The sequence below is a fragment of the Paracoccus sp. TRP genome (assembly GCF_000185925.1).
Taxonomy (GTDB): Bacteria; Pseudomonadota; Alphaproteobacteria; order Rhodobacterales; family Rhodobacteraceae; genus Paracoccus; species Paracoccus kondratievae.
In genome coordinates, this window is record NZ_AEPN01000035.1 from 13,773 (window position 1) to 28,470 (window position 14,698).

The window sequence follows — 14,698 nt, forward strand, 5'->3', positions numbered from 1 at the left end:
CAGCCGCCTGCACCCCATGAACGCGCGACTTGCCGATGAAGGGAATGGCAGACATGGCCAAGAGCGAAGCCCGCAAGGATGGGGGCATCTGGGAAACCATCAAGACCATCTTCTGGGCGCTGGTGATTGCGGGGGTGTTCCGCACCCTGTTCTTCCAGCCCTTCTGGATTCCCTCGGGCAGCATGAAAGACACGCTGCTGATCGGTGATTTCCTCTTTGTGAACAAGATGGCCTATGGCTATTCGCGGGTGTCCTGCCCGTTTTCGATGTGCCCGATCTCGGGGCGTATCCTCGGTTCAGAGCCCGAGCGCGGCGATGTGGTGGTCTTTCGCCATCCGACGCGCGGCGACGACTTTATCAAGCGGGTGATCGGCCTGCCCGGCGACCGCATCCAGATCAGGAACGGCGTTCTGTGGATCAACGGCCAAGAGGTGCCCCAGCAGCCCGCCGGCACTTTTACCGAACCCTATGAGCCTCAGGGCCCGCAGCAGACCCTGCCCAAGTGCCGCAACGAGCCGGTGCCCGAAGGCGGCGCCTGCGAAAAGGACCGCTATACCGAGACGTTGCCAAACGGCGTCGCCCATGACGTGCTGAACATCTTTGATAACGGCCCGGGCGATAATACGGCCGAATTCACCGTGCCCGAGGGCAACTACTTCTTCCTTGGCGATAACCGCGACAACTCGGGCGACTCGCGCTGGCCGGCAGCTGTGGGCGGCGTCGGCATGGTGCCTGCGGAATATCTGATCGGGCGGGCCGACCGGATCGTATTCTCGTCGGCGGGCAAATCGCTGTTGTATTTCTGGACCTGGCGTGCCGACCGTTTCTTCAAGGCGGTGGACTAGGGAAAGATTGCTGCGGCGCCCCACGCCGTGGCAAGATCGGAGCATGAAGATATCGGCAGACCTGCGCGCATTCTCGGAACGGCTGGGGCATGAATTTTCGCGCCCCGATCTTTTGCGGCACGCGCTGACCCACGGCTCGATCGCCAGCGCCGCGCGGCCCGACAACCAGCGGCTGGAGTTTCTGGGCGACCGCGTTCTGGGCCTGACCATCGCCGAGGCACTGTTTGATGCCGACCGCGGCGCGACCGAGGGTCAGCTTGCGCCGCGCTACAACGCGCTCGTCAAAGGTGAGACCTGCGCCGCCGTCGCCCGCCAGATCGGGCTGGGTGAGGTGCTGAAACTCGGCCGGTCCGAAATGATGTCGGGCGGCCGCCGCAAAGAGGCGCTGCTGGCCGATGCGATGGAGGCGGTGATCGCCGCCGTCTATCTGGACGCGGGCTTTGAGGCAGCACGCAACGTGGTCCTGCGGCTTTGGGCCAACCGCCTTGCCAATGTCGAGACGGATGCCCGCGACGCCAAGACCGCACTGCAGGAATGGGCGCAGGCCCATGGGATGAGCCCGCCGCGCTATATCCAGACATCGCGCAGCGGCCCCGACCATGCGCCAGAGTTTGAAATCACTGTCCGGCTGGACGATGGCCGCGAGGCGGCGGCCCGTGGCAAGGGCACCAAACGCAGCATCGAACAGGCAGCCGCCGGTGCGATGCTGGAACAGATTGAAAGAACGACATGAGCGAAACGCGCGCGGGCTTCGTCGCCCTGATCGGCGAACCGAATGCCGGCAAATCAACTTTGCTGAACCAGATGGTCGGGGCCAAGGTCTCGATCGTTACCCACAAGGTCCAGACCACCCGCGCCCGCATTCGCGGGATCGCCATGCGCGGCGACAGCCAGATCGTCTTTGTCGATACGCCCGGCATCTTTCGTCCGCGGCGGCGGCTTGACCGCTCGATGGTTGCGGCCGCCTGGGGCGGCGCGGCCGATGCCGATGTGGTCTTGCTGCTTATCGAGGCGCATCGCGGCCTGACCCCCGGCGTTGAGGCGATCATTGAGCAGCTGCGCGAACACGCGGGCAAGACCCCGGTCGCACTGGTCATCAACAAGATTGACCGGGTAAAGGCCGAGGCCCTGCTGGCTTTGGCGCAAGAGGTGAACGGCGCTTTCGACTTTGTCAGCACCTTCATGATCTCGGCGGAAAAGGGTCATGGCTGCGACGATCTGCTGGACTGGCTGGCGGGCGAGGTACCGCAGGGCCCGTGGCTTTACCCCGAGGATCAGGTAGCCGACCTGCCCATGCGCATGATCGCGGCCGAGATTACCCGGGAAAAGCTGACCCTGCGCCTGCATGAGGAAATTCCCTATCAACTGACCGTCGAAACCGAGCGTTGGGAAGAGAAAAAGGACGGCTCGGCGCGGGTCGATCAGGTGATCTATGTCGCCCGTCCCGGCCACAAGGGCATCGTTCTGGGCAAGGGCGGCGAAACGATCAAGGCCATCGGCCAATCGGCACGGGCCGAGCTTGCCGAATTCATGGGCCGCACGGTCCATCTGTTCCTGCAGGTCAAAGTTCGTGAGAACTGGCTGGACGAGGCAGAGCGTTATAACGAAATGGGCCTGGATTTCCGGGACGGCGATGCCTGAGGCCCGGCTGGCCACCGGGATCTGGGTGGCAGCCTATCTGCGTCGGCTGGAACTGGCGACCATCCCCGCCTATATCACCCGACGTGGCGACGACACCGCCGGCGCGGTGATGGTGAAATGCGCCACTCTGGACGGGCGCGCCAGCCTATGGACCCGCGAATGGAACTATGAGACGGACGAGCGGCTGTGGACGCAGCTGAACGAGGCCACCGAGCCTGAAATCGATGCCGAAATCTCCCGCAACGCCGCCCGCGACCCCGACCTGTGGGTGATCGAGATCGAAAGCCGCGATGGCCACACCTTGCTGGATGAAACCGGGCTGACATGACCCCCGCCCCGGGCGGTATCACGGCCCTGAAAAGCCCCGCTTTTACCCCTTACGGCCCCGAAACAGCGGCAGCGCAGGCCAAGAGGGCGCGAAAGACGCGGAAAATCCCCAAATCTTGTGGCATTGCCGTGACAATCCGCGCGGCGCATACTATAAGATGTGGGTCCAAGGCAGGATAAGAAGACAATGACCGAACCCGCCCCCCAGACATCCGATTACGGCGCAGATTCCATCAAGGTTCTCAAGGGCCTGGAGGCGGTGCGCAAGCGCCCCGGCATGTATATCGGTGACACCGACGACGGCTCTGGCCTGCATCACATGGTCTATGAGGTCGTCGATAACGGCATTGACGAGGCATTGGCCGGTCATGCCGACTTTGTGCGGGTGAAAATTCACGCCGACGGCAGCATCTCGGTGCGGGACAATGGCCGCGGCATCCCGGTCGATATGCACCCGACCGAAGGCGTCTCGGCAGCCGAGGTCATCATGACCCAACTGCATGCCGGCGGGAAATTCGACCAGAACAGCTATAAGGTCTCGGGCGGTCTGCATGGGGTCGGCGTCTCGGTCGTCAACGCACTGTCGGACTGGCTTGAGCTGCGCATCTGGCGCAACGGCAAGGAACATTTCGCCCGGTTCGAAAACGGCGATACCGTCGAGCATCTGCGCGTCGTGGGCGACGCCGCCGAAGGCGAAAAGGGGACCGAGGTCCGCTTTCTGGCCTCATCGAAAGAGGACCGGCCGGACGGGACTTTCTCGAACCGCGATTACAGCTTCAAGGTGCTTGAGAACCGGCTGCGCGAGCTTGCTTTCCTGAACTCAGGCGTGCGCATCATCATCGAGGATGACCGCCCCGCCGAACCCCTGCGGACCGAGCTGTTCTACGAAGGCGGCGTGCGCGAATTCGTCAAGTTCATCGACCGCTCGAAAACGCCGATCATGCCCGAGCCGATCTTTATTCAGGGTGAGCGCGCTGGCATCGGCATCGAAGTGGCGATGTGGTGGAACGACAGCTACCACGAAACGGTGCTGCCTTTTACCAACAACATCCCGCAGCGGGATGGCGGCACCCACCTGGCAGGTTTTCGCGGTGCGCTGACCCGGGTGATCAACAATTATGCCCAGTCGAACGCCATGGTCCGCAAGGAAAAGGTCGACTTCACCGGTGACGACGCCCGCGAAGGGCTGACCTGCGTACTGTCAGTCAAGGTGCCGGACCCGAAATTCTCCAGCCAGACCAAGGATAAGCTGGTCTCGTCCGAGGTGCGCCCCGCCGTTGAGGGACTGCTCGGCGAGAAACTGGCCGAGTGGTTTGAGGAAAATCCCGCCGAAGCCAAACAGATCCTCGGCAAGATCGTCGAGGCGGCGCTTGCGCGCGAGGCAGCACGCCGTGCCCGTGAACTGACCCGGCGCAAAACCGCGATGGACGTCGCCAGCCTGCCCGGCAAGCTGGCCGACTGTCAGGAAAAGGACCCGGCGCTGTCCGAACTGTTCATCGTCGAGGGTGACTCGGCCGGTGGCTCGGCCAAGCAGGGCCGCTCACGCCAGAACCAGGCGGTGCTGCCCCTGCGCGGGAAAATCCTTAACGTCGAGCGGGCGCGTTTCGACCGCATGCTGTCCAGCGACCAGATCGGCACGCTGATCACCGCGCTTGGCACCGGCATCGGACGCGACGAATTCAACCTTGAAAAGCTGCGTTACCACAAGATCGTCATCATGACCGATGCCGACGTCGACGGCGCACATATCCGCACGCTGTTGCTGACCTTCTTTTTCCGGCAGATGCCCGAACTGATCGAGGCGGGGCATCTCTATATCGCGCAGCCGCCGCTTTACAAGGTCAGCCGCGGCCGCTCTGAGGTCTATCTCAAGGACGAGGCCGCGCTTGAGGATTACCTGATCGAGCAGGGGATCGAGGGCGCAAGCCTGCGGCTTGGCAATGGCGAACAGATCACCGGGGCCGACCTGGCCCGCATAGTCGAAGAGGCGCGCACCGCCCGTCGCATCCTGCGCGCCTATCCGACGCATTACCCCGCGCATATCATCGAGCAGGCCGCGATTGCTGGTGCCCTGGTACAGGGCCGGGTCGATGCGGATGCACAGGGCGTCGCCACCGCGGTGGCCGCACGTCTTGATATGATCGCCGAGGAATATGAACGTGGCTGGTCGGGCCGCCCGACTCAGGACGCTGGTATCCGCCTGACCCGCCTGTTGCGCGGGGTCGAGGAAAGCCGGACCCTTGATGGCCCGATGCTGCGCAGCGCCGAAAGCAGGCGTCTGGCCACGATGACCGACACGCTGCACGAGATCTATGGCACGACAGCGCATCTGATCCGCAAGGACCGGGATATTCCCATCCATGGCCCGCTGAGCCTGTTGCAGGCGGTCTTCCTTGAAGGGGAAAAAGGCCTGTCGCTGCAGCGCTACAAGGGTCTGGGCGAAATGAACCCCGAACAGCTGTGGGAAACCACATTGGACCCGGCAGCGCGGACCATGTTGCAGGTGCGAATCGAGGATCTGGGCGAGGCCGACGATATCTTCACCAAACTCATGGGTGATATGGTCGAGCCGCGGCGTGATTTCATCCAGCAAAATGCCCTGAGCGTGGAAAATCTGGATATATGATCCGCGTCATCGTCTTGCCCTGTCAGGCGAATCGCTGTTTTTTTACTCAATCTCCGGTTAAGTGTTGCTATCATGCCGCGCATTGGCTGGTATAGGATCGTCGTAACAACCAGCCGCTTGCGGCCATCCGGCTGGAGGCGTAGCTAAAACTCAATTCAGGATGTTTAGGGCGCGATACTCCCTGGCATCGTTTTGCATAGGAGATGTGGACATGTGCGCTGTTCGTATGAACGCCCCGCTCGCCGCCTCGCTCGCGGCCCTGCTGTCCCTCGGCACGACCCTGACCGCGACGGCAGGCGGCTTTATTGCCCCGGTGGTGGAACCCGTGGTCGCCCCGGTGGTCGAGGCTCAGCCGGTTGGTGACTGGGCTGGCGCTTACGCCGGTCTGACGCTGGGTTATGCCTTCAGCGGCGATGATGAGGTTGGTGTCAACGGCGTCAGCCCCAATACGCTGGAACTGAGCGGCGCGAATGCCGGCATCCGGCTGGGCTATCGCTGGCAGCGTGACCGCTGGGTCATCGGCCCGGAACTGGGCTTTGAGGGCGGCAACATCTCGGACGACTTCCTGACCGACGGCTATGACGCCGAATCGAAAATCAAGAACGTCCTCGCCCTGCGCCTGAAAACCGGCTATGTCCTCGACAACGACATTCTGGTCTACGGGATCGCCGGCGTGGCTCGCGCCAAGGTCGATTATTCGGTAACCGGCAACGGCGCGGATATCCGCGACGAATATACCAAGACTGGCTACATCGTCGGCCTGGGCGCCGAGAAAAAGATCAACGAACGTATGTCGGTGACCGGCGAATACGAATATGCCAACTTCGGCAAGGAAACCCTGTCGGACGGTGTTTATGAAACCCGGGCGACCCCTGATTATCACAACATCAAACTGGGTCTGAACTTCCGGTTCTGATCCGGGGCAAGTTGGTCCGGCTCCACGGACAAAAAGGGTCGCCTCTGGCGGCCCTTTTTTGTTGCCTAGCCCATTCGGCGAGGTGCCAGCGGCAGGATGATCGGGCTGGTACCGCAAGCAACGGCGATGCCCTGCGGTACCAGTGCCGTCAGCGTCGCATCATCATGCAAAAGCCCGCCTGTATAGGCGCCAAAGGCTGGTAGCAGCAGATGATCGCGGCCCAGCAGAAAGGCGCGGCGCCGCTCCCCCGCCAGCCGCACGACCGGGTGAAAATGTCCTGAAATATCAGGCCCCTGCCCCGCCTCATGCCGCAGGGTCACCGGACCCAGCATCATGCTGGCAACCGCCTGCCCCGGCAGGCCAGCAGGGGCGCCGGGATCATGATTGCCGCCGATCCACAGCCAGTCCCGACCCCGTGCCTGTCGCTGCAGGATATCGGCGACCTGCGGGTCAAGCGCCTCGGCCGCCGCAAGATCGTCGAAACCATCCCCCAGACTGACAACGACGCGGGGGTTAAGGGCCGCAATCTCGGCCCCCAGCCGTTCAAGCGTCGCCAACCCCTCATAAGGTGGCAGCAGGGGACCACCGCGCCGGGCCATCCGCTCGGATTTGCCCAGATGCAGATCCGCGACAATCAGCCATCCGCCTCCGGGCCACCACAGCGCGCCCGAGGCCCGCGCCTCAAGCCGCAATCCGTGAAACTGAAACCCGTGGCCGGTCATGCGATCTCCTCCAGTCCGGCGTCGCGCATCAGCGCCCCGGCCTCGATCCGGGCAAGCCGTTCGCGCCCTTCCCCCCGAATCGGGACGCGCCCAACCTCCAGCAGCAGGGGCGCGGCCAAAGGCGAGACCCGTTCCAGCATCCGATGTTCCCGCCGGGGCGAGCGGCTGAGCATTTCCTCAATACGCCCGAAATCGACCAGCCCGCGTCCGACCTCATCGCCAGTGATCCGCAGCATCAGATGGCCGGGATCATATTTTCGCAAAGTGTCATAGAGAATATCGCTGGAAAACATCGCCTGCCGCCCCGTCTTGCGCCGACCAGGCAAGTTACGCTGGATCAGCCCGGCGACCGTTGCGACATTGCGGAATGTACGCTTCATGACCGCATTCTCGCCCAGCCAGTCGTCAAGTCCTGCCCGCAGCCGCGCACCGTCAAGCAGCGGCACCGGATCCCATACAGGGTCAAGCGACCAGACCAGCAGGGCGTAGTCGGTTGAAAGAAACCCCAACGGCCCGACGCCCTGCTCTTCCATCTCGCGCGTCAGCAGCAGGCCAAGCGTCTGCAACGCATTGCGCCCGGCAAAACCGTAAAGCGCGAAATGCCACAGTCCGGCATGAGGAAAGCTTTCTGAAAGCAGCAGCCCCGGCCGGGGCAGGATCGAGACCTGCGCCTGCAGGGCCAGCCATTCACGCGTCTGAACGGGCAGCACCCCGTGCCGGGCGGGATCGCCGATCAGTGCCAGCACGCGATGGGAAAGCTGGGTCGAGGTCGCAAGCTTGACCCCGGAATAGACCGCGATTTTCGGCTGCCGGGTCGGATCTGGCGTGACCTCTACCACCATCTCGCGCATCGCATCCATGCGCACCACACGGCCGCCGATCAGGAAACTGTCGCCGGGGGAAAGGCTTGCGGCAAAGGCCTCTTCGACCTCGCCCAACGGTGCGCCACCACGACCACGCAGGCGGACCCTGACCATCTCGGCCTCGACAATAGTGCCGACATTCATGCGCAACAGCCTGGCCGCGCGGGGATCGCGCAACTGCCATAGGCCGTTTCGCAGGACCAGCCGCTGCCAGCGGTCATAGGCACGCAGCGCGTATCCGCCGGTCGCGGCGAAATCCAGGCAGGCATCGAAGTCGGCACGCGAAAGGTGGCGATAGGGACCAGCAGTCCTGACCTCGGCATATAGCGCATCGGGATCAAAGGGCGCGGCGCAGGCGGTCAGCAGAATATGCTGACACAATACGTCCAGCGGTCCGGGACCGCGCGGATCTCCGTCCAGATCACGTTCGCGCACTGCCTCCAGCGCTGCTACGCATTCGATCTGTTCGAACCGATTGGCTGGCACGATCCGCGCCCGTGATGGCGCATTATAACGGTGATTGGCCCGACCGATGCGCTGGACCAGCCGCTTGACATTCTTGGGCGCCCCGATCTGGATCACCAGATCGACTGCCCCCCAGTCGATGCCCAGATCAAGACTGCCGGTCGCCACCACAGCACGCAATTCACCCGCCGCCATCGCTGCCTCGACGCGCGCCCGCTGTTCGCGCGCAAGGCTGCCGTGGTGCAGGCCGATAGGCAGGTTTTCCTCATTCGCGGCCCACAGCGCCTGAAAGAACAGCTCGGCCTGTGCACGGGTGTTGATAAAGATGATGGTGGTGCGCGCCTCCCGGATCGCGGCCAGAACCTCGGGGATGGCGTAATGACCACCACCACCCGCCCATGGCGCAGGCCGGGCCGTAGGCAACATGGCAATGTCGGGATCGGGACCGGGATCAGCCTCGACCACCATCACCGGGTCAGCGCCTGCCATGAAACCCGCCAGCGCCTGCGGGTCCTCGACCGTCGCGGAAAGCCCGGTGACCCGCAGTTCCGGCGCCAGCGCGCGCAGCCGGGCAAGGCAGAGCATCAACTGATCGCCGCGCTTGCTTTCCGCCAGCGCGTGCAGTTCATCAAGCACCACCCGGCGCAGCCCGCCAAAAATCGCCGGCGCCTCGGGATAGCTCAGCATCAGTGCAAGGCTTTCTGGTGTAGTCAGCAGCACCTCGGGCGGATCGACGCGCTGGCGGCGCCGCTGAGTTTGCCCGGTGTCCCCTGTGCGGTCCTCGACCCGGATCGACAGCCCCAGATCCGCGACAGGGCGGGCAAGGTTGCGCGCAATATCCGCCGTCAGCGCCTTCAGCGGCGAAACGTATAGCGTATGCACCCCTTTCGTGGCCGCCCTGTCCCCGGCAAGCTCGACGAGCGAGGGCAGGAACCCCGCCAGCGTCTTGCCCCCTCCGGTCGGTGCGATCAGCAGGCTGTCGCCCCTGGTCGCAAAAAGCGCAAGCTGATGGGGATGGGGCTGCCAGCCTTGCCGGGCAAACCAGTCCTGAAAAAGGGCAGGCAGGATCACAGCATCGCCTCAAGTGCTGACAGATGGTCGGCCTCGGCAGCGGGCTTGTCCCAGCGGATTCGGCTGATACGGGGAAAGCGCATGGCCACGCCCGATCGGTGCCGGGTCGAGCGGTTGAGCCCCTCAAATGCGACCTCGACCACCAGTTTCGCAGCCAGTGCCCGCACCGGGCCATAACGCTCGACCGTGTTCTGGCGGACAAAGCGGTCCAGCTCGCGCAGTTCGGCATCGGTAAAGCCGAAATAAGCCTTGCCGACCGGGACCAGATCATCGCCGTCCCACAGGCCAAAGGTGAAATCGGAATAAAACCCCGACCGTTTGCCATGCCCGCGCTGCGCATAAAGCAGCACCGCATCGACAACCATGGGATCACGCTTCCACTTGAACCATGGGCCACGCGGACGACCCGAGACATAGGCACTGTCGCGACGCTTGATCATTACCCCTTCGATGACCGCAACAGGAGGGTTGGCACGCAAAGCGGCCAGACTCTCCCACCCGGCGAAATCAAGCAGCGGAGAAAGGTCGATCCCCTCGCCAAACTGTGCCGCCTCAAGCACCGCGCGGCGTTGCGTCAAAGGCTCGGCCCGCAGGTCGCAGCCCTGCCACAGCAACAGATCGTAAAGCCGCAGCCCGGCAGGGTGGCTTGCCAGCAGTGCCTTGCTGACCATCCTGCGGTTCAGCCGCCTTTGCAATTCGCCAAAGGGTGCCACCTCATCCCCGCGCCGCACAATCAGCTCACCATCGACTGTACCGTCGAAATCCATTGCCGCGATTACATCCGGAAAGGCGTGCGAGATGTCCTCTCCGCTGCGCGAGTAAAGGCGGCGCACACCACCCTCGCTGACCGCCTGCACACGGATGCCGTCCCATTTCCACTCGGCAACGAATTCGGTGGGGTCTAGCCCCTGCAATCCCTCCAGGTCGATGGGCGTTGCCAGCATCACCGGGCGAAAGGGGGCGAGTGCTGCACGCTCAGGCCGCGCCCCGCCACCCAGCCAGTGAAAAAGCGCGTCATAAGGCGGGGTGAGGCCGTGCCAGATCTCTTCGATCTCGGGAACCGAGGGCGTGCCCATCGCCGCCAATGCCATCCGTGCCATCCGGGCCGACACTCCGATCCGCAGATTGCCGGTGGCAAGCTTCAGAAAGGCCAGCCGCCCGGACGGGCCCAGCCGGTCCAGCATGGCAGCAATCGCGCCGGGCAGTGCGGCCTTGCCGGTTTCCCGCAGCAGCGTCACGGCATCTGATAGCGAGGGGTCGTCCTCGGCCCCATCGGGCCAGATCAGCGCAATGGTTTCGGCCAGATCACCGACGAAATCATAGCTAAGCGCCAATAGCTGCTCATCCACCCTCTCGGCCGCGAGGGTGCGTAAAAGCGAGGGCGTGACCCGGCGCAGCTCAAGCTCTCCGGTCAGTGCGGCAAGGGCCCAACCGCGGTCCGGATCGGGCGTGCGTTCCAGATAATGCTGCAATATTTGCAGCTTGGCGTTCCGTGCCGGCGTGAAAGCCAGCCGTTCCAACAGGGCGGCAAAGGCTTTCATTCCGCCTCGTCCTCATAGCCGACCAGTCGCAATGGGCGTGCAGGGATCTGCTGCAATTCGCACCAGCGGATCACGCCATCCTCGGTGCCGTGGGTAACCCAGACCTCGCCGGGGGCCAATTCGGTCAGAGTCGCGGTCAACGCAGGCCAGTCAACATGGTCGCTGATGATCAGCGGCAGTTCGACCCCACGCTGACGCGCCCGGGCACGCACCGCCATCCAGCCCGAGGCGAATGCCAGAACCGGATCCCGAAACCGCTGCACCCAGGGGCTGGCAAAGGCCGGGGGCGGGGCGATCACCAGTTGCGCCGCGACCTCATCGACCGAGGCAGGCACCAGCGCGCCCAGATTGACCCCGCGTGAAACGTAATACTCGCACAAGGTCTTTAGCGCGCCGTGAACGGCAATAGGGGCATCATAGCCCGCCTCGCGCAGCAAAGCGATCACATGCTGCGCCTTGCCCAGCGCATAGGCGCCGACAAGATGCGGACGGTCGGGAAATTCGGCCATGCTGGCCAGCAGCTTTTGCACCTGCCCCGCCGGATCAGGAAAACGGAACACCGGCAAGCCAAAGGTCGCCTCGGTCACAAAGACATCGCAAGGGACGGGCTGAAACGCCGCACAGGTCGGGTTCGGCTGGCGCGCATAATCGCCCGAAACGACGATGCGGCAGCCCCCGACCTCGACCGAGATCTGGCTTGAGCCGAGCACATGTCCCGCCGGGTGAAAGCCCACACTGACACCACCGATACGCATGTTCCCAGCAGCAACCTGAGTCGTGCCCGCGAACCCCTCACCCATGCGCAGACGCATAATCTCCAGCGTCTCTGCCGTCGCCATGACCGCCCCATGACCAAAGCGGGCGTGATCGGAATGGCCGTGGGTGATCAGCGCACGCGCGACCGGTTTCAGCGGGTCGATGTGAAAGCCGCCGTCAGGGCAGTAAAGCCCGGCCTCGGTCGGAAACAGAATGGAATCGGCGCGCATGGTCCGAGCATCCAGAACATTTCGTGAAAATCAAGCCAGCGCCAATGGCCGACCCTCAAAGATCGTCTCCATCGAGAAAACGCCTGTTACGCGCTCAAGATCCATATCGGCGATCAATCGCTTGTATAGCGCATCATAGCCAGCCATGCCGCTGACCACCGCCTTGGCCAGATAGTCCCATTCACCGCCGATACGGTGGAACTCGACAATCTGGGGCAGGGATTCGATACGGGCGCGAAAGCGGCGCGACCACGCATCGTTGTGGTGGCGAGTGCGGATCATGATGAAAACGGTCAGCCCCAGCCCCAGCGCAGCCGCGTCAATGACGGCACGGCTGCCCTGCAGCACCCCTGCCTCGGTCAGCCGCTGCAAGCGTCGCCAGCAGGCGTTCTGGGACAGGCCCACACGTTCGGCCAGCTCGCGCTGAGACAAGCTGGCGTCCCGCTGCAGCAGTGCCAGTAACTGGTTGTCGATTTCATCTGTTTCTGTCTTTTTGTCGCTCATTTGACAACCATATTGAAAAAATATCGCTGATATTCAGAATGATTTCTCATGATCTGCGGGTCAAGATGGCTGCATGCAGAGACAGATTTCCATCCCGCCCTTTGACAGCTACCTCGCCCGGCTGGGCGACAACCCGATCAGTCAGATCCACACCTGCCTGATCGGCCGCGACGCTGTGATCGACGGTCCTTTTGGACCGCGCCGGATGATCTATGCCGATTACATCGCCTCGGGCCGCGCGCTGCGGCCCATCGAGGAATGGGTGATGGAAAACGTGCTTCCCTGGTATGCCAACAGCCATACCGAGGCCAGCCATTGCGGCGGCACCATGACCCGGATGCGCCGCGCCGCGCGGACCGCGATTGGCAATTGCACCCATGCCGGGCCTGAACATGCGGTGATCTTTACCGGTGGGGGCGCGACACAGGGGATCAACCGGCTGGTGCATCTGTTGGGTGCGGGCCCGGGTACGACGGTGCTGATCGGGCCTTACGAACATCACTCGAACATCCTGCCCTGGCGCGAAAGCGGCGCGACCGTAATCACCATCCCCGAGGCAGCGACCGGCGGCCCGGACCTGACCGCGCTGGCCGAGGCGCTGGACCAGGCCCAAGGACCGGTGATCGGCAGTTTCTCGGCCGCGTCGAACGTCACAGGGACGCTGACTGACGTAGCCGAAGTCACGCGCATCCTCAAAACTGCAGGCGCCAAGGCGGTCTGGGACTATGCCGGAGGCGCGCCCTACCTGCCCATCGACATGCGGCTGGGCATGGATGCGGTGGTGATCTCACCGCACAAGTTCATTGGTGGGCCGGGGGCATCCGGCGTGACCATCCTGCGCCGCGATGCGGTGGTGAATGACCGCCCCACCCTGCCCGGCGGCGGGACGGTGCGCTTTGTCTCGCCCGAGTCGCATGACTATTCGCTGTCGCTGGAAGCGCGCGAAGAAGGCGGCACGCCGAACGTGGTCGGGGATATCCGTGCCGCGCTGGTCTTTCTGACCAAGGCCGCTGCGGGTCAGGACCATATCCATGCACGCAATGCCGAATGGCTTGCGCTGGGAATGGCGCAGCTGCGCGCGCATCCCCGGGTCGAGCTGCTGGGCAATCTGGATGCCCCCCGCCTGCCCTTCTTCAGCTTCCGCATCCGCGATGGGCAGGGAGGATATGTCCACCAGCAACTGGCGACTCGGATGTTGTCGGATCTTTATGGCGTGCAGGCGCGGGGCGGCTGCGCCTGTGCGGGCCCCTATGTCCATCACCTGCTGGGGCTGGACCCACAGGAATCAGCGCGCATGCGCGCCGCGATCCTTGCCGGGGATGAGATCGAGAAACCCGGATTCGTGCGGCTGAACCTGTGCTGGGCCGCCCCGCGCGCCGAAGTTCAGGCAATTCTGGACGCCATCTGCGACCTTTCCGATCACGCAACGGAACACCTGCCCCATTACCGCTGCGACCGTTCGACCGCGATCTTTACGCCGGTCGCGGCCCAGTAGCGCAGGCCACGGTCGCCACATATTCGCGCACCAGCGCCACGCGGCGGGGGCGAAAGCTTTCCTCACCCGGCCGCATGGCTTGAATGCGCGGAACGTGAAAGGTGCGGAAATCCTGTCGCATCCGGCAATGGGCCAACAGCATCATGTGATTCTCACTGTAGCTGAGGCCCAAAGGCCAGATCTCGCGCGTGGTCTGCATCCCCTGCAGGTCAAGGTAGCCGATTATCAGGCTACGCTCATCCCACAGCGCCTGCCGCAACAGCGCCATATCCACATTCAGGGCGGGTCTTTGCGCAGGTTCGCGAAACAGGCGCATGGTCGCGTGCATGGCATGCCGGCCCTGACCTTCGGGCAGGGTGGCGATGATTCGGGCCATGGCGTTTTCGCCGGCATGTGTCAGTTCGGAATCACCCAGAGTACGCAGGCCCGAGATGGCAAGCAGCAGGGCCTCGATCTCAAGCCGGGAAAAGCTTTGGGGCGGCAGGGCCGGGTCTTCGGTCAGCGAATAGCCAACGCCCGCTTCGCCATCAATCAGCGCGCCTCCGGCCCGCAGGGTAGCAATGTCGCGATAAAGCTGACGCGTCGAAACGCCGGTCTCCTGCGCCAGCCGCCCGGCCGTGACCGGCGCGGGCAGGCGGCGCAACGCATCCATCAGGCGCATCAGGCGATCGGTACGAGACATGCTGTCACCTTTTG

13 protein-coding genes are annotated in these 14,698 nt (G+C 63.7%); 7 read left to right on the forward strand and 6 right to left on the reverse strand.

Annotated elements, in window-relative coordinates:
- Positions 1–53: 53 nt before the first annotated feature.
- The 6 genes from lepB (at position 54) to PARACOCCUSGL_RS0115510 (ending at position 6,355) form a co-directional block, all read left to right on the forward strand.
- On the forward strand, positions 54–845 hold the full coding sequence (gene lepB, locus PARACOCCUSGL_RS0115485) for a signal peptidase I (protein ID WP_369750423.1): 792 nt from the start codon (positions 54–56) through the stop codon (positions 843–845).
- A gap of 43 nt (positions 846–888) precedes the next feature.
- Complete coding sequence (gene rnc / locus PARACOCCUSGL_RS0115490; RefSeq protein WP_010398466.1) at positions 889–1,578, forward strand: ribonuclease III; 690 nt, start codon at positions 889–891, stop codon at positions 1,576–1,578.
- Positions 1,575–2,486 (forward strand): GTPase Era, encoded by a 912-nt coding sequence (gene era / locus PARACOCCUSGL_RS0115495; protein WP_010398468.1) that lies wholly within the window; start codon positions 1,575–1,577, stop codon positions 2,484–2,486. The genes rnc and era overlap by 4 nt, the downstream gene beginning before the upstream one ends.
- On the forward strand, positions 2,479–2,814 hold the full coding sequence (locus PARACOCCUSGL_RS0115500) for a DUF1491 family protein (RefSeq protein ID WP_010398470.1): 336 nt from the start codon (positions 2,479–2,481) through the stop codon (positions 2,812–2,814). Before era ends, PARACOCCUSGL_RS0115500 begins: the two co-directional genes overlap by 8 nt.
- Before the next feature lie 186 nt (positions 2,815–3,000).
- Positions 3,001–5,439 (forward strand): DNA topoisomerase (ATP-hydrolyzing) subunit B, encoded by a 2,439-nt coding sequence (gene gyrB / locus PARACOCCUSGL_RS0115505; protein WP_010398473.1) that lies wholly within the window; start codon positions 3,001–3,003, stop codon positions 5,437–5,439.
- A 211-nt stretch (positions 5,440–5,650) separates the two neighbouring features.
- A complete protein-coding gene (locus tag PARACOCCUSGL_RS0115510) occupies positions 5,651–6,355 on the forward strand; it encodes an outer membrane protein (protein ID WP_010398476.1) in 705 nt (234 codons plus the stop codon).
- Between the two features lie 65 nt (positions 6,356–6,420).
- Here the strand turns inward: PARACOCCUSGL_RS0115510 and pdeM are convergent, their stop codons facing one another.
- Genes pdeM through PARACOCCUSGL_RS0115535 form a run of 5 tightly spaced genes read right to left on the reverse strand, consistent with a single transcriptional unit; the run spans position 6,421 to position 12,507 of the window.
- Positions 6,421–7,077 (reverse strand): ligase-associated DNA damage response endonuclease PdeM, encoded by a 657-nt coding sequence (gene pdeM / locus PARACOCCUSGL_RS0115515; RefSeq protein ID WP_010398478.1) that lies wholly within the window; start codon positions 7,075–7,077, stop codon positions 6,421–6,423.
- Positions 7,074–9,476 carry a ligase-associated DNA damage response DEXH box helicase gene (locus PARACOCCUSGL_RS0115520; RefSeq protein ID WP_010398480.1) on the reverse strand — a complete coding sequence of 801 codons (2,403 nt, stop codon included), beginning with the start codon at positions 9,474–9,476 and terminating at the stop codon, positions 7,074–7,076. The genes pdeM and PARACOCCUSGL_RS0115520 overlap by 4 nt, the downstream gene beginning before the upstream one ends.
- A complete protein-coding gene (locus PARACOCCUSGL_RS0115525; RefSeq protein WP_010398483.1) occupies positions 9,473–11,017 on the reverse strand; it encodes a cisplatin damage response ATP-dependent DNA ligase in 1,545 nt (514 codons plus the stop codon). The genes PARACOCCUSGL_RS0115520 and PARACOCCUSGL_RS0115525 overlap by 4 nt, the downstream gene beginning before the upstream one ends.
- On the reverse strand, positions 11,014–12,003 hold the full coding sequence (locus PARACOCCUSGL_RS0115530) for a ligase-associated DNA damage response exonuclease (protein ID WP_010398486.1): 990 nt from the start codon (positions 12,001–12,003) through the stop codon (positions 11,014–11,016). The genes PARACOCCUSGL_RS0115525 and PARACOCCUSGL_RS0115530 overlap by 4 nt, the downstream gene beginning before the upstream one ends.
- A gap of 30 nt (positions 12,004–12,033) precedes the next feature.
- A complete protein-coding gene (locus PARACOCCUSGL_RS0115535) occupies positions 12,034–12,507 on the reverse strand; it encodes an Lrp/AsnC family transcriptional regulator (RefSeq protein WP_010398488.1) in 474 nt (157 codons plus the stop codon).
- 73 nt (positions 12,508–12,580) lie between these two features.
- Here PARACOCCUSGL_RS0115535 and PARACOCCUSGL_RS0115540 point away from each other — a divergent pair, with 73 nt between their 5' ends.
- Positions 12,581–14,002 carry an aminotransferase class V-fold PLP-dependent enzyme gene (locus PARACOCCUSGL_RS0115540; protein WP_010398491.1) on the forward strand — a complete coding sequence of 474 codons (1,422 nt, stop codon included), beginning with the start codon at positions 12,581–12,583 and terminating at the stop codon, positions 14,000–14,002.
- Here the strand turns inward: PARACOCCUSGL_RS0115540 and PARACOCCUSGL_RS0115545 are convergent.
- Entirely contained in the window at positions 13,980–14,684 is a 705-nt protein-coding gene (locus tag PARACOCCUSGL_RS0115545) for a YafY family protein (protein WP_010398493.1), read from the reverse strand. The two genes, PARACOCCUSGL_RS0115540 and PARACOCCUSGL_RS0115545, sit on opposite strands and share 23 nt — an antisense overlap.
- Between the last annotated feature and the right edge of the window lie 14 nt (positions 14,685–14,698).